The sequence below is a fragment of the Lentzea sp. NBRC 102530 genome (assembly GCF_030269365.1).
Taxonomy (GTDB): Bacteria; Actinomycetota; Actinomycetes; order Mycobacteriales; family Pseudonocardiaceae; genus Lentzea.
Map to the genome: position 1 here is coordinate 1 of NZ_BSTF01000020.1, position 19,827 is coordinate 19,827.

The 19,827-nt window shown below is 69.0% G+C and carries 21 protein-coding genes; 11 read left to right on the forward strand and 10 right to left on the reverse strand.

What is annotated here, in order from left to right; translation table 11 throughout:
• Position 1 precedes the first annotated feature (1 nt).
• Positions 2 to 88 carry an IS3 family transposase gene (locus tag QSK25_RS38140; protein WP_502881823.1) on the forward strand — a complete coding sequence of 29 codons (87 nt, stop codon included), beginning with the start codon at positions 2 to 4 and terminating at the stop codon, positions 86 to 88.
• Positions 89 to 189: 101 nt separating this feature from the next.
• On the opposite strand, the gene QSK25_RS38145 is transcribed toward QSK25_RS38140, so the two are convergent.
• From QSK25_RS38145 to QSK25_RS38155, 3 genes are read right to left on the reverse strand one after another with little or no spacing between them, the layout of a single operon-like run.
• The gene (locus QSK25_RS38145) at positions 190 to 558 is read right to left on the reverse strand and encodes a VOC family protein (RefSeq protein ID WP_285645696.1); all 369 of its coding nucleotides are present in this window, start codon (positions 556 to 558) and stop codon (positions 190 to 192) included.
• Complete coding sequence (locus tag QSK25_RS38150; protein WP_285645698.1) at positions 555 to 923, reverse strand: SgcJ/EcaC family oxidoreductase; 369 nt, start codon at positions 921 to 923, stop codon at positions 555 to 557. Before QSK25_RS38150 ends, QSK25_RS38145 begins: the two co-directional genes overlap by 4 nt.
• Positions 920 to 1,444: an MPN domain-containing protein gene (locus QSK25_RS38155; RefSeq protein WP_285645700.1), complete on the reverse strand. Its 525-nt coding sequence runs from the start codon at positions 1,442 to 1,444 to the stop codon at positions 920 to 922. The genes QSK25_RS38150 and QSK25_RS38155 overlap by 4 nt, the downstream gene beginning before the upstream one ends.
• A gap of 146 nt (positions 1,445 to 1,590) precedes the next feature.
• On the opposite strand from QSK25_RS38155, the gene QSK25_RS38160 reads away from it, so the two are divergent.
• The gene (locus QSK25_RS38160) at positions 1,591 to 2,538 is read left to right on the forward strand and encodes a LysR family transcriptional regulator (protein WP_285645702.1); all 948 of its coding nucleotides are present in this window, start codon (positions 1,591 to 1,593) and stop codon (positions 2,536 to 2,538) included.
• 4 nt (positions 2,539 to 2,542) lie between these two features.
• On the opposite strand, the gene QSK25_RS38165 is transcribed toward QSK25_RS38160, so the two are convergent.
• Complete coding sequence (locus QSK25_RS38165; protein WP_285645704.1) at positions 2,543 to 3,703, reverse strand: PQQ-dependent sugar dehydrogenase; 1,161 nt, start codon at positions 3,701 to 3,703, stop codon at positions 2,543 to 2,545.
• A gap of 10 nt (positions 3,704 to 3,713) precedes the next feature.
• Positions 3,714 to 4,616 carry an alpha/beta fold hydrolase gene (locus QSK25_RS38170; protein WP_285645706.1) on the reverse strand — a complete coding sequence of 301 codons (903 nt, stop codon included), beginning with the start codon at positions 4,614 to 4,616 and terminating at the stop codon, positions 3,714 to 3,716.
• On the opposite strand from QSK25_RS38170, the gene QSK25_RS38175 reads away from it, so the two are divergent.
• The 3 genes from QSK25_RS38175 to QSK25_RS38185 all read left to right on the forward strand — a co-directional run bounded on the left by QSK25_RS38175 (position 4,615) and on the right by QSK25_RS38185 (position 6,637).
• The gene (locus QSK25_RS38175; RefSeq protein ID WP_285645707.1) at positions 4,615 to 5,559 is read left to right on the forward strand and encodes a 2-hydroxyacid dehydrogenase; all 945 of its coding nucleotides are present in this window, start codon (positions 4,615 to 4,617) and stop codon (positions 5,557 to 5,559) included. The genes QSK25_RS38170 and QSK25_RS38175 overlap by 2 nt on opposite strands.
• 99 nt (positions 5,560 to 5,658) lie before the next feature.
• Positions 5,659 to 6,384: a DoxX family protein gene (locus QSK25_RS38180; protein ID WP_285645710.1), complete on the forward strand. Its 726-nt coding sequence runs from the start codon at positions 5,659 to 5,661 to the stop codon at positions 6,382 to 6,384.
• A gap of 10 nt (positions 6,385 to 6,394) precedes the next feature.
• On the forward strand, positions 6,395 to 6,637 hold the full coding sequence (locus QSK25_RS38185; RefSeq protein WP_285645711.1) for a hypothetical protein: 243 nt from the start codon (positions 6,395 to 6,397) through the stop codon (positions 6,635 to 6,637).
• Here QSK25_RS38185 and ilvD read toward each other — a convergent pair.
• From ilvD to QSK25_RS38200, 3 genes are all read right to left on the reverse strand, one after another.
• Positions 6,634 to 8,478, reverse strand: coding sequence for a dihydroxy-acid dehydratase (ilvD, locus tag QSK25_RS38190; protein ID WP_285645712.1), 1,845 nt, complete (start codon positions 8,476 to 8,478; stop codon positions 6,634 to 6,636). The genes QSK25_RS38185 and ilvD overlap by 4 nt on opposite strands.
• 77 nt (positions 8,479 to 8,555) lie before the next feature.
• On the reverse strand, positions 8,556 to 8,981 hold the full coding sequence (locus tag QSK25_RS38195) for a vitamin K epoxide reductase family protein (RefSeq protein WP_285645713.1): 426 nt from the start codon (positions 8,979 to 8,981) through the stop codon (positions 8,556 to 8,558).
• Entirely contained in the window at positions 8,978 to 9,430 is a 453-nt protein-coding gene (locus tag QSK25_RS38200) for a PH domain-containing protein (protein WP_285645714.1), read from the reverse strand. The genes QSK25_RS38195 and QSK25_RS38200 overlap by 4 nt, the downstream gene beginning before the upstream one ends.
• A 231-nt stretch (positions 9,431 to 9,661) precedes the next feature.
• On the opposite strand from QSK25_RS38200, the gene QSK25_RS38205 reads away from it, so the two are divergent.
• From QSK25_RS38205 to QSK25_RS38220, 4 genes are all read left to right on the forward strand, one after another.
• The gene (locus tag QSK25_RS38205) at positions 9,662 to 11,494 is read left to right on the forward strand and encodes an acetolactate synthase large subunit (protein ID WP_502881938.1); all 1,833 of its coding nucleotides are present in this window, start codon (positions 9,662 to 9,664) and stop codon (positions 11,492 to 11,494) included.
• Positions 11,494 to 12,000 carry an acetolactate synthase small subunit gene (ilvN, locus tag QSK25_RS38210; RefSeq protein ID WP_030467896.1) on the forward strand — a complete coding sequence of 169 codons (507 nt, stop codon included), beginning with the start codon at positions 11,494 to 11,496 and terminating at the stop codon, positions 11,998 to 12,000. Before QSK25_RS38205 ends, ilvN begins: the two co-directional genes overlap by 1 nt.
• Positions 12,001 to 12,022: 22 nt before the next feature.
• Positions 12,023 to 13,036 carry a ketol-acid reductoisomerase gene (ilvC, locus tag QSK25_RS38215; protein ID WP_285645720.1) on the forward strand — a complete coding sequence of 338 codons (1,014 nt, stop codon included), beginning with the start codon at positions 12,023 to 12,025 and terminating at the stop codon, positions 13,034 to 13,036.
• 152 nt (positions 13,037 to 13,188) lie between these two features.
• Positions 13,189 to 13,452: a DUF397 domain-containing protein gene (locus QSK25_RS38220; RefSeq protein ID WP_285645721.1), complete on the forward strand. Its 264-nt coding sequence runs from the start codon at positions 13,189 to 13,191 to the stop codon at positions 13,450 to 13,452.
• On the opposite strand, the gene QSK25_RS38225 is transcribed toward QSK25_RS38220, so the two are convergent.
• Together QSK25_RS38225 and QSK25_RS45650 are read right to left on the reverse strand one after the other, a co-directional pair.
• Complete coding sequence (locus QSK25_RS38225; protein WP_285645723.1) at positions 13,385 to 13,951, reverse strand: ATP-binding protein; 567 nt, start codon at positions 13,949 to 13,951, stop codon at positions 13,385 to 13,387. The two genes, QSK25_RS38220 and QSK25_RS38225, sit on opposite strands and share 68 nt — an antisense overlap.
• A 334-nt stretch (positions 13,952 to 14,285) precedes the next feature.
• Positions 14,286 to 14,609 (reverse strand): hypothetical protein, encoded by a 324-nt coding sequence (locus QSK25_RS45650; RefSeq protein ID WP_502881939.1) that lies wholly within the window; start codon positions 14,607 to 14,609, stop codon positions 14,286 to 14,288.
• Between the two features lie 35 nt (positions 14,610 to 14,644).
• Between QSK25_RS45650 and serA the strand changes: the two genes are divergently transcribed.
• Both serA and QSK25_RS38235 read left to right on the forward strand, forming a co-directional pair.
• A complete protein-coding gene (gene serA / locus QSK25_RS38230) occupies positions 14,645 to 16,240 on the forward strand; it encodes a phosphoglycerate dehydrogenase (protein WP_502881940.1) in 1,596 nt (531 codons plus the stop codon).
• 185 nt (positions 16,241 to 16,425) lie between these two features.
• Positions 16,426 to 19,758 carry a S8 family peptidase gene (locus tag QSK25_RS38235; RefSeq protein WP_285645726.1) on the forward strand — a complete coding sequence of 1,111 codons (3,333 nt, stop codon included), beginning with the start codon at positions 16,426 to 16,428 and terminating at the stop codon, positions 19,756 to 19,758.
• The last annotated feature ends 69 nt before the right edge of the window (positions 19,759 to 19,827 follow it).

Here is a 19,827-nt window from a genome sequence, read left to right on the forward strand (position 1 = left end):
CATCGACTGGTACAACACCACCCGCATCTCCACCACGCTCAAGGGCCTGAGCCCGGTCGAATACCGAGCCCAGGCCCTCACGGCCTAACCTTCAGTTAGCCAGTCCAACTTCCGGGGACCAGTTCACCCCGACGCCTTCCCCGCCCCTCTTGCACTACCCCGACCAGAGGGTTCCCCGGCCGCGCAGGCCTAAACCTCCGCCGCTCCGGGCGGCAGGAAGCCGTGCGCCGACAGGTCGAACCAGTTGCCCTCGGGATCGATCGCCCGGTACTCGGCGAACGGCCTGTCCCCGCCCCGCAACGCGGGCTTCGGTTCCAGCGTCTCCAGGTACGGCTCGACCGACTCGACCTGGAACCCGAAGTGGTTGAACCCGGTCGGCACGTCCCCGTCCAGCCGCTGCTGGATCAACGCCAGGTTGACGTACCCGTCGGTGACGAAGTGGCTGCCGTCGGGATCGGTGTGGAACAACGACATCCCGAACTTCGACGTGTAGAAGTCGGCCATCTCCTTCGCGTCCTGGACGACGAACGCGATGTGCCGCAACCGGGGCCTGCTCATGACTTTCCCTTCGGGACCATGTTGTGGAACGCGGCGATCTCCCACCCGTGCTCACGCCGCACGACGACGGCCTGCGCGTGGGTGGTGATGCCCGCCGGGGTGATCGAAGAAGTGACGTGCACGACCGAGATGTCCGAGGTCAACGGCCTGACCAGGCTGATCTCGGCACTCAGCTTCGTGTCGCGGTACGGCCCGGCGAACAGGGCGGCGTGACCGGAGGACACCGCCTTGCGCCCGAACAACTCCTCACCGCGGACGTTCACGAAGTCCACGTCCTCGGCGAACACCGACGCGAACGCCAGTGCGTCACCATCGGCCCAGCCCTGCTCCATGCGCTGCCACAGCGCGTAGATCTCTTCGGTCATGAGTGGTTCGTCCTCAACGGCAGGCGCAGGCACTCGGCGTCCCACGCGGCGAGCGAGTAGTAGAGACCGCCATGACGGCGTTCGAGGTAGCAGACGACGTTCACGGGCCATCCGCTGTTGCGGAACATGTGCTCGTCCATCGGTGTCGGGCTGTCGCTCAACGGCCGGTTCCGCTCGCACTCCGGCCCGAGCCGGTGCCAGTCGGGGTGCAGGTGGATCGACCCGAGCACGTCCAGGTCCCGCGCGTCCGCAGCCCGCGTGATCGTCAGCAGGTCGGCCGGATCGAGCCACCACGCGCGCACCGGGTTCTCGTACGCCGTCCCGAACCGCGGCACGATCGTCGAGGAGAACTCCTCGCGCGCCGACGGGTCGGTCAGCCGGGCGTTGCGGCCGAACGCCACCTCCGTGACCACGGCTTCAGCACCCTCGGTCCGGCCCAGCAGCACCGCGAAACACGGTCTCGGTTCGTCCTCGGTGATGAACGAGTATTCGGCGGACGCGGCCTCCAGAAACGTTTTCACTGCGCGATCCGAAAACAGCACCGCATCGGTGCGCGTCGGGCGCTCGGCCAATTCCATCACGCGACCGAACGTATCGAGACCGCACTGTCTCACGACAGATCGCGAAGGGTGTTTGCCCTATTACATTGAGCGATAACATCGGACGCATGCGTCTGGAAGTGCGGCACCTCGAACTGGTCGTGGCGATCGCCGACTGCGGCAGCCTGCGCAAGGCCGCCGCCCGGCTGCACCTCACCCAGCCCGCCGTGACGACGCAGCTCAAACGCATCGAGGACCACCTGGGCGGCGCGCTGTTCCTGCGCGCGGCGGACGGCGTCAAGCTCACCCCGACCGGTCAGGACTTCGTCCAGGAAGCACGGTCGATGCTCACCCAGCTCGTCACGCTGGAACGCGTAACGCGCCGTAACGCGCAATCTCCCAGCGCTCCGACCAGGCTCGCGGGAATCCCCGCCTATCACTTCGGACTACTGGTCGGTGCGTTAAAGGACAACGTCACGAGTCGCACCATCAAGGAGACCGGAACGCTCACCGCGTTGCTCACGACCGGCGAACTCGACATCGCGGTGATGCGTCGATTTCCCGGTACTCCGCTCACCTTCCCGCCGAACGTCGGGCACCGCCTGCTCACCCGCGAACCGCTGTTCGTCGGCGTCCCCGGTCACCACCCGCACGCGCACGCCCGGGAGATCCCGCTCGAAGCCCTGGCCGAGGACAAGTGGGTCATGCCCGAACCCGACGACAGCGGCATGAACGCCCACTTCGCCCGCGAGTGCGCGGCGGTGGGGTTCGAGCAGAGGATCGCGCACTTCAGCAGCGAGGCGCACGTCGCGCTCACGTTGATCAGGGAGTCCGGCGCGGTCTGCCCGCTCTACCCGGTCGGCGGCACCCCGCCCGGCGTCGCGCGCCTGCCGCTCATCGGGAACCCGCTGGTCCGCGAGGTCGTGCTGGCCTGGCGCACGGACGCGCCGGTCGCCGCGGAGATCGACGACCTGGGTGAGCAGGTCGCCGCGGGCTACCTGCAGCTGGTCGAGGAGAGCGAGGTCTACGCGCGCTGGTGGCACGCGGGAGGAGCCGAGTTCGCGCTCAGCCCCTAGCCGCTCAGTCCTTGGTGCCGCCGCCGTTGTTCGGGCGCACGATGATCACGACCCGGTCGTCCGACGACACGGGCTGGCCACCGGCCTTGTTCACCGTGCCGACCAGCGACGCCGACTCGTTCAGCATCTCCATCGGCCCGAGCAGGCCGAACCCGTCCTCGGCCATCGCGATCTCGGGCTTGCCGGTGAACGACCCGGCGGCGTTCATCGACAACGACTGGTAGCCGGGCGACTTGGACGTGTTCACCGACAGCTGGTCGCTGTAGGAGGCACACCCCATCACGCCGGGCCGCTCCGGCCACGCCCACGCGGCGTCGCCTAGCTTGCCCGGCACGACGCGGTAGACGACGTCGGCGGACGCGGCCCAGTCCGTCACCCAGATCTTCGAGGTGTCGGCCGAGACGCACAGCCCGCCGGGCAGGCGCAGGCCGGTGGACACCACGGCGGTCCCGGCCGTCGGGTTGCCCTGGGCGGGCTGGCCGGAGCCGTCGATGCGCAGCACCTTGCCCGCGAGCGAGTTGGGGTCGGCGGCGAGGGCCGGGTTGCCGGCGTCCCCGGTCGCGACGAGCAGCGCGCCCTTGCGGTCGCTCGCCAGCACGCCCCGGTTGCCCGACGGGCCCTTCGGGATGCCGGTGAGGATCGGCTTGGGCGTGTCGCCGGGCGCGATGCGCAGCACCCGGTTGTCCGTCGCGGTCGTCACGTAGACGTAGGCGAGCTGGTCCTCGGCGAACGTCGCCGACAGCGCGAGCCCGGTCAGCCCGCCGTCGGTCGACGCGTCGACCTCGAGCTGCGCGATCACGACGGGGTCGACGTCCTTGGCCACCTTCACGAGGCGCCCACCGCGTTCGGCCGCGTACGCGGCGACCCCGCCCTGCGCGTCCGCGCCGATCGGGGCGACGCCCGTGACGGTGTTGAGGCAGGTGGCCACGACGGCCGGGTGGTAGTCCTTGCAGCCCTGGGGCGGCGGCACGCTCTGCGGCGGGGGGTTGCGGCCGGGATCGCCGGGGGACGGGCGGTACTCGCCCGGCAGCTCCGGCTTCGGCCCCGCCTGCGGGGTCAGCTGCGGTTGCGCGCTCCACTGCGTCGGCGCCGGCTCATCGGGGAAGCTCGCGCAGCCGGCTGCCAGAAGGCAGACGGCGGTCAGCAACGCAACGGAACGAACCACGGGACCCAGGTTAGGTGCGCGACCGTGAACCCGAAGTGAACGCCTCCGAAGTGGCGAAGTCGACCGAGCTCACCCGGTCCAGCAGCAGGTCGAGCTCGTCCGCCACCACCTCGGGTGCTTCGAGCGGCAGGTAGTGGCTGCACGGCAGCACCCGCAGCCGGGCCTGCGGCAACGCTCCCACGGGCCCGGACATGCTCTCCGTCGTCGCCAGCAGGTCGTCCCGCCCGGCCAGCAGTGTGACGGGGCACACGATCGGGGAGAGGTCCTGCCGGGGCGTCTCGCCGAGCGCGAGCGCCAGCGTGAAGTACCAGCGCCAGTCGTGCTGCAGGAACCGGCTCACGGCGTGCGTGACGGCCTTCGGGTCGCTCGACGGCTTGATCACCCCGCTGTGCCGCAACAGGAACGTCGTCGCGTCCGTCACCGGAACCCGGTGCAGCACCCGGTCCAGCACCGGACCGGCCTGCTGCAACAACTTCGTGCCGGTCAGCCCGACGAGGCGCCGCACGTTCTTGGGGACCAACGGCAACATGGCGTCGAACGAGTCGCCCGGCGCACCGGCGACGAGCAGCAGGCCCGCCACGCGTTCCGGATGACGCAACGCCAGTTCGGCGGCGATCGTCACGCCCATCGACCACCCGGCGACGACGCACCGTTCGACGCCCGCGTCGTCCAACACGGCGAGCGCGTCCGAGACGTGGTCGTCGAGCGAGATGTTGCGCTCGTCCACCGGCCGGTCCGAGCCCATCGTGCCGCGCATGTACCAGCTGACGAGGCCTGGGCGGCCGGTCAGCGACGGCCAGGACTCGGGCCCCGAACCCACGCCGGGGCAGAGCAGCACCGGTGTGCCTTCGCCCGGCGCCTGCCAGGTCCGGATCTTCGTGCCGTCCCACGCGATGATGTCGTGCTCCCGCATGGCAGACATTCTGACGTACGTTGCACTGGTGACGCTCACCGTGCTCGTGCCAGATGAATTCGGAGTTCAAGCGCTGTCTCAGGTGGACGGTGTCCGGACGGTTCGCTACGTGCCGGGGGAGCCGCTGCCGGCCGACGGCCTGAACGCCGAGGTCCTGATCCCGAAGTTCCTCTCCGGCACCGACCCGCGCGAGGTGTTCGGGCAGTTGCCGAACCTCAAACTCGTGCAGCTGCTCAGCGCCGGGGCCGAGAACTTCATCGGCAGGGTGCCCGACGGTGTGCTGCTCTCCACCGGCCGCGGTGCCCACGGGGGCAGCACGGCGGAGTGGGCCATCGGTGCTCTTCTGGCCATTTACCGAGACTTCCTCGTCTTCGAACAGGCCCGCGTCGAGCGCCGCTGGGACTACCACGGCACGGACACCTTGCAGGACAAGAAGGTGCTCATCGTCGGCGCCGGTGACCTGGGGGAGCAGCTGCGCAGGCGCCTCGAACCGTTCGACGCCACCGCCACGCTGGTCGGCCGCACCGCGCGGGAGGGTGTGCACGGTCAGGACGAATTGCCGGACCTGCTGCCCGGGTTCGACGTCGTGGTGATCTTCACGCCGATGACGGAGGAGACCCGGCACCTCGTCGACGCCAAGTTCCTGGCCGCGATGAAGGACGGCGCGATCCTGGTCAACGGCGCGCGCGGACCGGTCGTGGACACCGACGCGTTGCTGGCGGAGCTCACCTCGGGACGCCTGCGCGCGGCCCTCGACGTGACCGATCCGGAGCCGCTGCCCGCCGATCATCCACTGTGGACGGCGCCGGGGCTGTTCCTGACCCCGCACGTGGCCGGGTCGTGCACGGGCAGCGGACATCGGGCGTACGCCATCGCCCGCGCGGAGATCACGCGGTTCGCGAACGGCGAGGAGCCGCGCAATCTGGTGCACGGGAAGTACTGAGGACTTCCCGGCACAGAGAACGGTCGCTAGTCCAACTGGGTGAAACTGGGCTGCCGTTCGGCTCTCGCGCGCCCGCACGCGGCCCCCTAGCGTGCGGGCGTGGCTACTCACGACAAAGGCTCGGCTGGTTCGAGCGCTTTCTCCGACGACTCGTTCTACTCGGGTGGCGGTGGAGTGCACCACTTCGACGACGGCACGATCAGGGCCGGGTCGGACGTCACGTCGCCGTACGACTCGACCACGAAGTCGTTCGACACGACGGCCTACACGCCGCTCGACGTGTCCACAGAGGACAAACGGGACGACGACCTGTTCGCCGACGACCGCAAGAAGTTCGGCTGGACGGCGGGGCCGGACCTCGGCCTGCTCGGGCTGCGCGCGGTGCTCGGCGGCATCTTCCTGCTGCACGGGATGCAGAAGGTGTTCGGGCTCTTCGGCGGGCCGGGCATCAACGGCTTCGCGCAGTCGCTCGAGAAGATGGGCTACCGCGAGCCGACCGTGCTGGCGTGGGTCACCGGCGTCACGGAGCTCGCCGGCGGCGGTCTGATCGTGCTCGGCCTCTTCACCCCGCTCGCGGCGGCGGGTCTGCTCGCGGTGATGGCCAACGTCATCGCGCTCAAGTACAAGGGAGGCTTCTTCGGCCCCAACGGCGTCGAGCTCGAACTCGCGCTGGCGGGCATGGCGTTCACGGCGCTGTTCGCCGGGCCTGGCCGCGCGGCGCTCGACTACAACCGCAGCTGGTTCCGGCACCCGCTGGCGGCCGGGTTCATCGCGCTCGTGATCGGCGCGGGTGGCGCCGCTGTCACGTTCTTCGTCTTCCGGTGAGAACGCGCGGATGCGGAGGAACGTGACGGGAGCGGCGCTCCAGCTGGCCCTGCTGGTGATCGGGTTCCCGGTCGTCTACCTGGTGTCGTTGCCGTTCGGTCTGACCGCGAAGTCCCTGCTCCCGCCGCTCGGCCTGCTCGCGGGCCTGATCGTCGGCGGCGTCATGGTCAAGAAGACGGAGCAGCCCGTCAGCGGACCGCTGACGGGCTGGCTCGTGTTCGGGATCTGCGTGGCGCTCGCGTTCGTGCTTTAGAGGTCCGGGTTGCGCACGGCACCGGTCGACGCGTCGGTCGCCATCCGCGCGTAGGCCCGCAGCGCCGCCGTCACCGGGCGGATCCGGTCCACCGGCTGCCACGGCCGCTCGGACGCCTCCATCTTGGCGCGGCGCTCGGCCAGCACGTCGGCGTCCACCAGCAGTTCGAGCCGGCGCTCGTGGACGTCGATCAGGATGCGGTCACCGGTCTGCACCAGGCCGATCGTGCCGCCGCCCGCCGCCTCCGGCGAGATGTGGCCGATCGACAGGCCCGACGAACCGCCGGAGAACCGGCCGTCCGTGATCAGCGCGCACTTCTTGCCGAGGCCGGAGCCCTTGAGGAACGCCGTGGGGTGCAGCATCTCCTGCATGCCGGGGCCGCCGGACGGGCCCTCGTAGCGCACGACCAGGACCTCGCCCGCCTGGATCTCCTTGTTCAGGATCGCCGAGACGGCCTGCTCCTGGGACTCGACGACGCGCGCCGGGCCCTCGAAGTGCCACAGCTCCTCGTCGATGCCGGCGGACTTGATGATCGCGCCGCGCTCGGCCAGGTTGCCGCGCAGCACGGCCAGGCCGCCGTCCTTGGTGTAGGCGTGCTCGACGTCGCGGATGCAGCCACCGGCGGCATCGGTGTCCAAAGAGGACCAGCGGTTCGACGTCGAGAACGCCTGCGTCGTCCGCACGCCACCGGGAGCGGCGTGGAAGAGCTCCAACGCCTCCTCCGACGGGTTCTCCGCGCGGATGTCCCACTTGGCGAGCCACTCGGCCAGCGTCGGCGTGTGCACCGACGTGACGTCCTCGTTCAGCAGGCCACCGCGGTGGAGCTCGCCGAGCAGCGCGGGGATTCCGCCGGCCCGGTGCACGTCCTCCATGTGGTAGTCGCTGTTCGGCGACACCTTGGACAGGCACGGCACGCGGCGGGACAGGTCGTCGATGTCCTGCAGCGTGAAGTCGATCTCGCCCTCCTGCGCGGCGGCGAGGATGTGCAGCACGGTGTTCGTCGAGCCGCCCATGGCCATGTCCAGCGCCATCGCGTTCTCGAACGCCTTGCGGTTCGCGATCGACCGCGGCAGCGCCGACTCGTCGTCCTCGCCGTACCAGCGCCTGCACAGCTCCACGACCACGCGGCCGGCCTCGGAGAACAGCTCGCGGCGCGCGGCGTGCGTGGCCAGCGTCGAGCCGTTGCCCGGCAGCGACAGGCCGAGCGCCTCGGTGAGGCAGTTCATGGAGTTCGCGGTGAACATGCCGGAGCACGAACCGCAGGTCGGGCACGCGGAGCGTTCGACCTCGGAGAGCCCGTCCTCGCTCACGGCGGGGGACGCGGACGCCGAGATCGCGGTGATCAGGTCCGTCGGCGCGACGGCGACGCCCTCGACGACGACGGCCTTGCCGGCCTCCATCGGGCCGCCGGACACGAACACGACGGGGATGTTGAGGCGCATGGCCGCGTTGAGCATGCCGGGCGTGATCTTGTCGCAGTTCGAGATGCAGACGATCGCGTCGGCCTGGTGCGCGTTGACCATGTACTCGACGGAGTCGGCGATGATCTCGCGGCTCGGCAGCGAGTAGAGCATCCCGCTGTGACCCATCGCGATGCCGTCGTCGACCGCGATCGTGTGGAACTCGCGCGGCACGCCACCCGCTTCTCGCACGGCGTCGGCCACGATGTCGCCGAGATCGCGCAGGTGCACGTGGCCCGGCACGAACTGCGTGTAGGAGTTGGCGATCGCGATGATGGGCTTGCCGAAGTCGCTGTCCGTCATGCCGGTCGCGCGCCAGAGGGCGCGGGCTCCGGCGGCGTTGCGACCGTGCGTGGTGGTGCGAGAGCGGAGCTGAGGCACTGCTCCTCCAGATTCAGTTCAAGAAAAGTGCGCGCGGGACGGCCGGGTGAGGCGTCACCAAGTCTGGGAGCGGTGCCTCAAAGGCTACTCGTGCGCAGACTCGCCGAGACCAGCAGACAGGCCAGTGCGAGCGTGATCACGTGCACGACGGTGCACCACAGGCAGATCTTGCCGATGACGAGGATCTCCGCCGCGACCAGGTAGACCACCATCAGGACGCCCACGCCGACCGCCCCGAGACGCACCCACCTCAGCGCGTCGACCCGCCACGCGAACGGGAGGCAGATCACGGTCAGGAACGCGAAGAACGCGAGCCCGAGGAACGCGACGGGCACGCCCAGCAGTTCGGACTGCTCGCTCGTGGTGACCGTCTCGCAGTCGATGACCGCGTCGGCCGAGCACAGCAGCGCGCTCGCGTTGAAGTGCGTGTACGTCAGGTAGGCCGAGGTCAGCAGGCCGGCGACGGACAGCAGCAGGCTCAGCAGCGGAACCCGTTTGATCACTTCTCCGACTCCACGACCTCCGCGGCCTTCTCCTCGGCAGGCTCCTCCACGGCCTCTTCGGCGGGCTCCTCGACCTTCTCGGGAACGGTCGTGTCGGGCACGCGCCCGCCGCTGACCACCGACAGCGCCGGCAGGTGCATGAACCGCACCGCGGGCAGCGTCACCTCGGAGTCGTCGGTCTTCACGGCCCGCAGCCAGCCCTTCTGGACCAGCCGGATGGACTTCACCTCGGTCCACTTCAACGTCGTGGTGCCGAACACGCCGCGCGCGACGATCTCCTCCTCGGTGACCGTCGTGCGGTTGCGCAGCACCCAGTACGCGTAGGCGAGAGGCAGGAGGTAGAGCGCTTGCAGCCCCGGAGCGACCCACGCCACAGGGGTGACGCAGATGACGATCAAAGCCGCTGCGAGCAGGGCCGTTGCCGGGATGCGAAAGACCAGCTTCTTCACCCGGTCGATTGTTCCACGTCCACGATCCGGGAATTCCGTCCCGCAGAGTTGACGCCCTCTTGTCAGAGGCGATAACGTCCCGAGCCATGCAGCGCACGCTCGTTCTCGTACTTCTCAGGCGCGTCGACGCCTGAGCCGAACAGCCTGCGTCGACGCGCGACCCTCGCACGACCCATCTTCGGGTTGTCGAGGGTTTTTTCGTGTCCGGACCCCGAAACCCACGAGGCAATGATGACCAGCGCACCATCGCGACAGGCTCCCGAGCCCACGTCGCCACGTCCAGGTCCGCGGCCCAAACCGGCCCCGCCGACGGGCGCACCGATCCGTGTAACCGGTGCTCAGTCGCTCGTCCGATCGCTCGAAGCGGTCGGCTGCGAAGTGGTCTTCGGCATTCCCGGCGGGACGATCCTTCCCGCGTACGACCCGCTCCTGGACTCCACGAAGGTCCGGCACATCCTCGTCCGCCACGAGCAGGGCGCAGGACACGCGGCGACCGGATACGCGCAGGCCACCGGCAAGGTCGGGGTCTGCATGGCGACCTCGGGACCGGGGGCGACGAACCTCGTCACCCCGCTCGCCGACGCGAACATGGACTCCGTGCCCGTCGTCGCGATCACCGGCCAGCAGTCGCGGCCGCTGATCGGCACGGACGCCTTCCAGGAGGCGGACATCTGCGGCATCACGATGCCGATCACCAAGCACAACGTCCTCGTGACCGACGCGGCGGAGATCCCGCGCGCGATCGCGGAGGCGTTCCACATCGCGGCGACCGGCCGACCCGGCCCGGTCCTCGTCGACATCCCCAAGGACGTGCTGCAGGAGCAGACCAGCTTCTCGTGGCCGCCCGAGATGCGCCTGCCCGGTTACCGGCCGACGACCCGGCCGCACGGCAAGCAGGTGCGTGAAGCCGCCAAGCTGATCGTGGCCGCCCGCAAGCCCGTCCTGTACGTCGGCGGCGGCGTCATCAAGGCGGACGCGCACGCGGAGCTGCTGCGCCTGGCCGAGGACACCGGCATCCCGGTCGTCACGACGCTGATGGCGCGCGGCGCGTTCCCCGACTCGCACGACCAGCACCTGGGCATGCCCGGCATGCACGGCACCGTCGCGGCCGTCGCGGCGATGCAGAAGTCGGACCTGCTGGTCGCCCTGGGCGCCCGGTTCGACGACCGCGTCACGGGCCAGCTCGGCTCGTTCGCCCCCGACGCGCAGATCATCCACGCCGACATCGACCCGGCCGAGATCTCCAAGAACCGCCGCGCGGACGTCCCCATCGTGGGCGACTGCAAGGAGATCATCACCGAGCTGATCGAGGCCGTCCGCACCGAGCGCGAGACCGCGAAGGCCGTCGACCTCTCGCCGTGGTGGGAGACGCTGAAGTCGCTGCGCGAGACGTTCCCGCTCGGCTACGACTGGCCGGAGGACGGCACGCTGTCGCCCCAGTTCGTGATCGAACGGATCGGCGCACTGTCCCCTTCGGACACGATCTACACCGCGGGCGTCGGCCAGCACCAGATGTGGGCGGCCCAGTTCGTCAAGTACGAGCACCCGCGCACGTGGATCAACTCCGGCGGCCTCGGCACGATGGGCTTCGCGGTCCCCGCCGCGATGGGCATCAAGGCGGGCGAGCCGGACCGCACGGTGTGGGCCATCGACGGCGACGGCTGCTTCCAGATGACCAACCAGGAGCTCGCCACCTGCGCCATCGAGGGCCTGCCGGTGAAGATCGCCGTGATCAACAACGGCAACCTGGGCATGGTCCGCCAGTGGCAGACGCTGTTCTACGGCGAGCGGTACTCCAACACGGATCTGGGGACGCACAAGCACCGCATCCCAGACTTCAAGCTCCTGGCGGAGGCACTCGGGTGCGTCGGTCTCCGCGCCGAGTCGCAGGCGGAGGTGGACGAGGTGATCCAGAAGGCGCTGGAGATCAACGACCGCCCCGTCGTCATCGACTTCGTCGTCGGCAAGGACGCCCAGGTGTGGCCCATGGTCGCAGCGGGCACCGGCAACTCCGAGATCATGGCCGCCCGCGGCATCCGCCCCCTGTTCGACGAGGACATCTGATGACCAGGCACACGCTGAGCGTTTTGGTCGAGGACAAGCCCGGTGTGCTCGCACGCGTCGCCGGCCTGTTCTCCCGCCGCGGCTTCAACATCGAGTCGCTCGCGGTCGGCCGCACCGAGTACCCCGACATCTCGCGCATGACGATCGTGGTGTCGGTCGACGAGCTGCCCCTGGAGCAGGTCACCAAGCAGCTCAACAAGCTCATCAACGTCATCAAGATCGTGGAACTGGAGCCGACGGCCTCCGTTCAGCGGCAGCTGGTGTTGATTAAGGTTCGTGCGGACGCGACGGTGCGGTCGCAGGTCCTCGAAACCGTTCAGCTCTTCCGCGCGAAGGTCGTCGACGTCTCGCCCGAGGCCGTCACGATCGAGGCGACGGGCACCTCTGAGAAGCTCGACGCGTTGTTGCGCATGCTGGAGCCCTACGGGCTTCGCGAGATCGTCCAGTCCGGCATGGTCGCCATCGGCCGTGGCGCTCGTTCCATCACCGCCACCGCGGTCCGCTAGAAACCACAAAGAAGGAAATACAGTGAGCGTTGAGATCTTCTACGACGACGATGCCGACCTGAGCGTCATCCAGGGCCGCAAGGTGGCCGTGATCGGCTACGGCAGCCAGGGCCACGCCCACGCGCTGTCGCTGCGCGACTCGGGCGTCGAGGTCCGCATCGGCCTGCAGGAGGGCTCCAAGTCCCGCGCCAAGGCCGAGGAGGAGGGCCTGGAGGTCGGCACGCCGTCCGAGGTCTCCGCGTGGGCCGACGTGATCATGATCCTGGCGCCGGACACCGCGCAGCGCCACATCTACGCGAACGAGATCGCCGCCAACCTCAACGAGGGCGACGCGATCTTCTTCGGCCACGGCTTCAACATCCGCTACGGCCTCATCACCGCACCGTCCGGTGTGGACGTCGCCATGGTCGCCCCGAAGGGCCCGGGCCACCTGGTCCGCCGCCAGTTCGTCGACGGCAAGGGCGTCCCGGCGCTCATCGCCGTGGAGCAGGACGCCTCCGGCAACGCGCAGGCCCTCGCCCTGTCCTACGCCAAGGGCATCGGCGGCACCCGCGCGGGCGTCATCAAGACGACGTTCAAGGAAGAGACCGAGACCGACCTCTTCGGCGAGCAGGCCGTCCTGTGCGGTGGCGCCTCGGCGCTCGTCCAGGCGGGCTTCGAGGTCCTCACCGAGGCGGGCTACGCCCCCGAGGTCGCGTACTTCGAGTGCCTGCACGAGCTCAAGCTGATCGTCGACCTCATGTACGAGGGCGGCATCGCCCGCATGCGCTACTCGATCTCCGACACGGCGGAGTTCGGTGACCTGACCCGCGGCCCGCGCGTCATCACCCCCGCCGTCAAGGAGGAGATGAAGAAGATCCTGGGCGAGATCCAGGACGGCACCTTCGCCAACGAGTGGGTGGCCGAGGACGACAACGGCCGCGCGAACTACCGCAAGCTCCAGCAGGAGGGCGAGAACCACCCGATCGAGGCGACCGGCAAGAAGCTCCGCGACATGATGTCGTGGGTCGACCGCCCGATCACCGAGACGGCCTGAGTCCTTCTCACCGAGATGGCCCAGCGCCGTCTCACCAGACCGGCTCCGGCCAGGTCACCGAGGACTTCCCCCAAGGGAGGCCCGTGGAGCGTGTGTGACGCTCCGCGGGCCTTTCCGCTTTTCGTTCGCTTCCATCCGCTAGCTTGGCTCTCATGTCTGAAAGTGCGCCGATCTACGACGACAAGGCCCACGTCCGCGGCAAGCTGGACCTGCGCAACGCCGAGTGGAAGCGTCCGCCGGAGCCGGAACCGGAAGACGGCCACGTGGAAATCGCCTTCGTCGAACACACCGACGGCGCCACCTACGTCGCCATGCGCAACTCCAAGCAGCTGGAGCCGGTCCTCACCTTCACGATGGCCGAGTGGGACGCCTTCGTGCTGGGCGCCAAGGACGGCGAGTTCGACGAGCCGTGGTGACCGCCTCCACCACCTCGTCCAACGGCAGCGTCCCGTCCACGACCACCGCGCCGAGCCCCCGATAGCGGTCCTCGATCCGAGCGTTGTGCCACAACGAGGCCGCCAGCTCCTCGGGGTGCTTCCCGAAGGAATTGCTGGTCCGCGTGGCCAACCGCTCCTTCAAGGTCTCGTCGTCGATCACCAGGCACACCACCACGTCGAAGAGGTCGCGCACCTCGTCCTCGTTCTCGACCCCGCCGAACAGGAACGCGGTCCCGTCCCCCGAGACAGTGGCAAGCGCCTCGACCCGCTCCCGGCTGATCTCCCACCCGTACCGGTCGAGCCACCCGGCGGGCACAGGATCGGGGGGCTCGACGACGACCTCGCGGCTCTCCCGGCAGACCCAGCGGTTGAAGCCCTCCCAGTCGGCGTCGACGGCCCTCTCCCCACGGGCTTTGAGCACCTCGCAGACCGCGGACTTGCCTGACCCGGAAACCCCGGTCACCCACACCAACGGCATCGCCGGAGCGTCCCACGCCGAGACGCGCCAATCGACTGATTTGCCCAAGCCAGGCACGCGCACGCAACCGCACTCGCCAACGTCAGCCAACCACCGTCTTGGCCCGGCGCGCGGTGCCGACCGGACAGCCGCAGACGTGAGCCAGCCACCTACGAGTCCTGGCGTGGCGAAGCGGAGCGAGCCCGAACGGGCTGCTTCCCACCACCTGGCCGGTTCCCCCTGCCTTGGCGATTGGGGCTTGACCTCGAGGGCGGGATGCCACCATCTCAGACCGGCCGGGGCGCCTTTCACCCCGGCTTTCGAGGCCGATACGCATCCCGCCAGAGGCTCGAGGTCAAGCCCCAATCGCATCCCGACTCATCCGGACCGACCCGCGCGAGCACCCTCGCAACCGCAGCCCGACCAGCAAAACGCGACCAAGCCCGGTGGAACCGCAACCAGCCCACACACGCCGAACCCAGAACCAGCATCCCAGCGACTGGACGTCACCTGACCGAGTGAACGGCACGTACGCCGCCCCTCCGTCCCATACTCCAGGACGCCACAGGTGACCTGAGCCACCCGCCGGAATCCCGAAGCAAGCCCCCTGTCTATGCTCGTTAACAGTCCGGACACATTGCGGTGCTCCGGTCGGCGCGGGCCAGCCGCCCCCGACCACGCCCGCGCCCCACGATCCGACCCTTCCTGGGAGCGATGTCCGTGAGCAACACGAGCCGACCTGTTGTCCTCATCGCCGAGAAGCTCGCGCCGTCCGTCCTGGACGCTCTCGGTGACGGCGTGGAAGTCCGCCACGTCGACGGCACCGACCGCGCAGCCCTCCTCGACGCCGTAGCCGACGCGGACGCGCTGCTCGTCCGCTCCGCCACCCAGGTGAACGCCGAGGTCTTCGCGGCCACCCGCAAGCTCAAGGTCGTGGCCCGCGCCGGTGTCGGCCTGGACAACGTCGAGGTCCCGGCGGCGACCCAGAACGGCGTGATGGTCGTCAACGCCCCGACGTCCAACATCGTCTCAGCAGCAGAGCACGCGGTGGCTCTCCTGCTGAGCGTGGCCAGGCAGATCCCGGCCGCCCACGAGACGCTGCAGAACCACGAGTGGAAGCGCTCCAAGTTCAACGGCGTCGAGATCAACGGCAAGACGGTCGGCGTCGTCGGCCTCGGCAAGATCGGCCAGCTGTTCGCGCAGCGCATCGCCGCGTTCGGCGTCGAGCTCATCGCCTACGACCCGTACGTGTCCGCCGCCCGTGCCGCCCAGCTCGGCATCGAGCTCGTCAGCCTCGAAGAACTGCTCGAGCGGGCCGACGCGATCAGCATCCACCTGCCGAAGACGCCGGAGACCAAGGGGCTCATCGGGTCCGAGCAGCTGGCGAAGGCCAAGCGCGGCGTCATCATCGTCAACGCGGCCCGCGGTGGCCTCATCGACGAGGAGGCCCTCGCCGAGGCCGTGAAGGAGGGCCAGGTCGGCGGCGCCGGCGTGGACGTCTTCTCCACCGAGCCCACGACCGAGAGCCCGCTGTTCAACGTTCCCGGCATCGTCGTGACGCCGCACCTCGGCGCCTCGACCGCGGAGGCCCAGGACCGCGCGGGCACCGACGTCGCGAAGAGCGTCATCCTCGCGCTGGCCGGCGAGTTCGTGCCGGACGCCGTCAACGTCCAGGGTGGCGCGGTCGGCGAGGAGGTGCGCCCGTACCTGCCGCTCGTGCAGAAGCTCGGCACCGTCCTCAGTGCACTGTCGCCCAAGGCGCCGACCAGCGTCACGGTCGAGGTGCGCGGCGAACTGTCCAATGAGGACGTCGCGATCCTGCCGCTCGCCGCGCTGCGCGGGGTGTTCAGCAAGGTCGTCGAGTCGCAGGTGACGTTCGTGAACGCGCCGAGCCTCGCGGCCGACCTGGGCGTCACGGTCGAGCTCACCAAGGAGACCGAGAGCCCGAACCACCGCAGCCTCGTCACGGTCAGGGCCGTGCAGGCGGACGGCACGACGAACAGCGTCTCCGGCACGGTGAGCGGCATCGCGCAGGTCGAGAAGCTCGTGAACATCAACGGCCGCAACTTCGACCTGCGGGCCGAAGGCACCGTCCTGCTGCTGGAGTACCCGGACCGTCCGGGCGTCATGGGCACGGTCGGCACGCTGCTCGGCGAGGCCGGCGTGAACATCGAGGCCGCGCAGATCAGCCAGACCGGCTCCGACGCGGTCATGGTGCTGCGCGTGGACCGCCCGGTCGACACGCAGGTCCTCGACCCGATCGGCGCCGCCGTCGGCGCGCGCACGGTCCGCTCTGTCGACTTCGGATAGTCACGACAACCGGGAAGGGGACGGACAAAGTCCCCTTCCCGGTTACATCGTCGTTCACAACGAAGTCGTAACAGGCAACTATCTGTAGACAACATTCATACTTTCGGGGCAGTCGCAAAGACACGATCAGCGATTAGCGTCCCCACGAGGTTGACCCGGTGCCGTAGAGGGCACGGCACGTCTGGATGCGGGTCGAAGGCACACACCTCGGTTGGGGCAACGTTGTGAAGAGACGATCGAGTTTGGTGGTGTTCTCTGCCATCACCACACTGCTGATCGCACCTGCCACGGCACAGGCGCAGAGCCCAGAGCTCGCGCAGCCGGTCAAGGGTGCACACGGGCTGGACGCGAAAGCGTTGCAGCTCAAGGTTTCTCCCAGGCTGAACCAGACCGGTTCGGTCACCGCGTTCGTCGCGCTCGACCGCAAGCCGGCCGTCGACGCGTTCGACGAGAAGAAGAGCCAGGGCAAGGAGGCCGCCAAGCAGGCCGCCAAGCAGGCCAAGAGCGACGTCGCCGCCACCGCGGACCAGGTCGTCGGCCAGCTCAAGAGCGCGGACACCAAGACCAAGGAGCTGTACCGCACCTCCAACGGCGTCCCCGGCGTCGTCGTGAAGGCGGACGCCCAGAAGGTTCGCGACCTGGCCCAGCGCGCCGACGTGCTCGCGGTCTACCCGGTCGTGCCGAAGAAGCGCCAGAACTCGAACGCCGTCCAGCTCACCAGGACGCTCAACGTCTGGCAGCAGTACGGCAAGCTCGGCGACGACATCCGCGTCGGCATCATCGACACCGGCGTCGACTACACGCACGCCAACTTCGGTGGTCCCGGCACGGTCGACGCGTTCAAGGCCGTCGACCCGCGCGCCGCGGACCCGAACTTCCCGACCTCGAAGGTCGTCGGCGGCTACGACTTCGTCGGCGAGGACTACGACGGCGAGAGCACCGACCCGGCGATCAACACGCCGAAGCCCGACCCCAACCCGATCGACTGCAACGGCCACGGCTCGCACGTCGCGGGCACCACGGCCGGTTTCGGTGAGAACGCCGACGGCAGCACGTTCAAGGGCGACTACACCAAGCTCGACGCCGACGAGCTCAACGCGATGAAGATCGGCCCCGGCACCGCGCCGAAGGCCCTGATCTACGCGCTGAAGGTCTTCGGCTGCGAGGGCTCCACCAACGTCACGTCGCAGGCCCTCGACTGGTCGCTCGACCCCGACGGCGACGGCGACTTCTCCGACCACCTCGACGTGGTCAACCTGTCGCTCGGCTCCGACTACGGCGCCCCGGACGACCCCGACAGCCTCTTCGTGAAGAAGCTGTACAAGGTCGGCGTCATGCCGGTCTTCTCCGCGGGCAACGGCGGCGACCTCTACGACATCGGCGGCTCGCCGGGCAACACGCCCGAGGCGCTGACCGTCGCGTCCGTGCGCGACTCCTACGTCCTGCGCGACGGCGCCGAGGTCAAGGGCCAGGGCCAGAAGCCCGGCCAGTACAGCCAGAACTTCACCGGCTACCTCGGTTACGACAAGGAACTGCCGGTCGCGAAGGTGACCCAGGCGGGCAACGCCGACGGCTGCCTCCCGATCACCGACGCCGCCGTCGCCGGCAAGTTCGTGTGGCTGGAGTGGGACGACAACGACGCCACGCGCCGCTGTGGTTCGGCCGCCCGCGCGAACAACGTGCAGGCCGCCGGTGGTCAGGGCGTGCTCCTCTCGTCCACTTTGGAGAACTTCGCGGCGGGCATCGCGGGCAACGCGGGCATCCCGATGTTCCAGTTCACCGGCACCGCCACCGCGGCGATCCGCCCGGCGCTCGACGCGGGCACGCTGGTCGTCCGCCTCGCCGGTGACCTGCGCACCTCGACGCCGACGTACGACCAGTCCATTTCGGACACCCCGAGCTCGTTCACGAGCCGCGGCACCCGCAGCGGTTCGATCAAGCCGGACGTCGCGGCGCCCGGTGACACGATCTCGTCGACCGCCGTCGGTTCCGGCAACGACCGCTCGGTGATCTCCGGCACGTCGATGGCGTCCCCGCACGTCGCGGGCATCGCGGCCCTGGTCCGCCAGGCGCACCCGGACTGGACGCTCGAAGAGGTCAAGGCCTCGATCATGAACACCGCCGGTGCGGACGTGAAGGAGAACGGCAAGACCTTCGCTCCGAACCGGGTCGGCACCGGCCGCGTGGACGGCAAGTCCGCGATCGACAACCAGGTCCTCGCCTACGTCGAGGAGGACAACGGCTACGTCAGCGCGAACTTCGGCGTCGTCGAGGTCGCGAAGGCGGTCGAGAAGTCCAAGACCATCAAGCTGGTCAACAAGTCCACCAAGTCCGTGGAGTACAAGGTCGGCTACACGGCCGCCACGACGATCCCCGGCGTGAGCTACGTGCTCTCGCAGGACAAGGTGAAGCTGAGCCCGCGCGGCATCGCGAAGGTCAAGGTGACGCTGAAGATCACCGACCCGAAGGCGCTGCGCAAGACCGTCGACTCGACGGTCGAGGCGGACCAGCTCGGCGTGGCGCGGCAGTTCCTGGCGGACGCCTCCGGCCGCGTGACGTTCACGCCGACCGCCGGCGCCACCGTGCCGCTGCGTCTCTCGGTGTACTCGGCGCCGAAGCCGGTCGCGGACATCAAGACCGCGTCCAGCCTCAAGTTCCGGGGCAACGACAAGCAGGCGGTCCTGAACGTGACCGGCAAGGGTCTCGACCAGGGCACCGGCTCGCAGGCGTACCGCTCGCTGATCAGCGTCCTGGAGCTCCAGGCGCAGTCACCGAAGCTGCGCGACTGCAAGCGCAACGTCACCGAGAACTGCGCGCTCAACGAGACCGCCAAGGGCGGCGATCTCCGCTACGTCGGCGCGGCCTCGACGGCCCCGCTGGCCAAGGCGCAGGGCAAGCCCGAGGAGGCCACGCTCGCGTTCGGTGTCGCCACCTGGGGCAACTGGTACAACCTGGGCAAGAACACCATCCCGTTCGTCGACATCGACACCAACGGTGACGGCACGGCGGACTTCGAGGTGTTCGCGACCCGCCTGACCGACACGGACCTGCTGATCGCGACGACCGTCGACCTCAAGACCGGTGAAGAGGTCGACATGCAGCCGGTCAACGGCCAGTGGGGCGATGTCGACACGAACGTCCAGGACACCAACGTCGTCGTCCTGCCGGTGCTGCTCAGCGCTCTCGGCATCGACGCGACGAAGGACTCGGCGCGCGTCTCGTACACCGTGGGAACCGCGGGCTACTACGTGGCGCCGGGCAACGCGAACAAGCTGATCGACGTGATCGACCGCAAGCTGTCCTTCGACCCGCTCAAGCCGGGTCTGTGGGCGCAGGGCGGCGGCGACGCGGCGCTCTCGTACCTCGCGAAGCCGGGCACCGCGCTGGTCGTCAACAAGAACGAGGCCTCGCTGAAGGCCGACAAGTCCGACGGCCTGCTGGTCCTCAACCACCACAACGCCAACGGTGACCGCGCGTCGGTCGTCCTGGTGAAGTCCGGTGGCCGGGGCGCTCACTAGCCCCACCGTTCGACCGCACGCGGGGACCTTTCGTTCGGCTGACGCGAACGAAAGGTCCCCGCGTGCGTT

Coding starts and splice junctions, on each gene's coding strand:
- QSK25_RS38145 (WP_285645696.1), bottom strand. CDS start 558: ATGAGCAGGCCCCGGTTGCGGCACATCGCGTTCGTCGTCCAGGACGCG.
- QSK25_RS38150 (WP_285645698.1), bottom strand. CDS start 923: ATGACCGAAGAGATCTACGCGCTGTGGCAGCGCATGGAGCAGGGCTGG.
- QSK25_RS38160 (WP_285645702.1), top strand. CDS start 1,591: ATGCGTCTGGAAGTGCGGCACCTCGAACTGGTCGTGGCGATCGCCGAC.
- QSK25_RS38175 (WP_285645707.1), top strand. CDS start 4,615: ATGGCAGACATTCTGACGTACGTTGCACTGGTGACGCTCACCGTGCTC.
- QSK25_RS38170 (WP_285645706.1), bottom strand. CDS start 4,616: ATGCGGGAGCACGACATCATCGCGTGGGACGGCACGAAGATCCGGACC.
- QSK25_RS38185 (WP_285645711.1), top strand. CDS start 6,395: ATGCGGAGGAACGTGACGGGAGCGGCGCTCCAGCTGGCCCTGCTGGTG.
- QSK25_RS38205 (WP_502881938.1), top strand. CDS start 9,662: ATGACCAGCGCACCATCGCGACAGGCTCCCGAGCCCACGTCGCCACGT.
- ilvN (WP_030467896.1), top strand. CDS start 11,494: ATGACCAGGCACACGCTGAGCGTTTTGGTCGAGGACAAGCCCGGTGTG.
- QSK25_RS38220 (WP_285645721.1), top strand. CDS start 13,189: ATGTCTGAAAGTGCGCCGATCTACGACGACAAGGCCCACGTCCGCGGC.
- QSK25_RS38225 (WP_285645723.1), bottom strand. CDS start 13,951: ATGCCGTTGGTGTGGGTGACCGGGGTTTCCGGGTCAGGCAAGTCCGCG.
- serA (WP_502881940.1), top strand. CDS start 14,645: ATGTCCGTGAGCAACACGAGCCGACCTGTTGTCCTCATCGCCGAGAAG.
- QSK25_RS38235 (WP_285645726.1), top strand. CDS start 16,426: ATGCGGGTCGAAGGCACACACCTCGGTTGGGGCAACGTTGTGAAGAGA.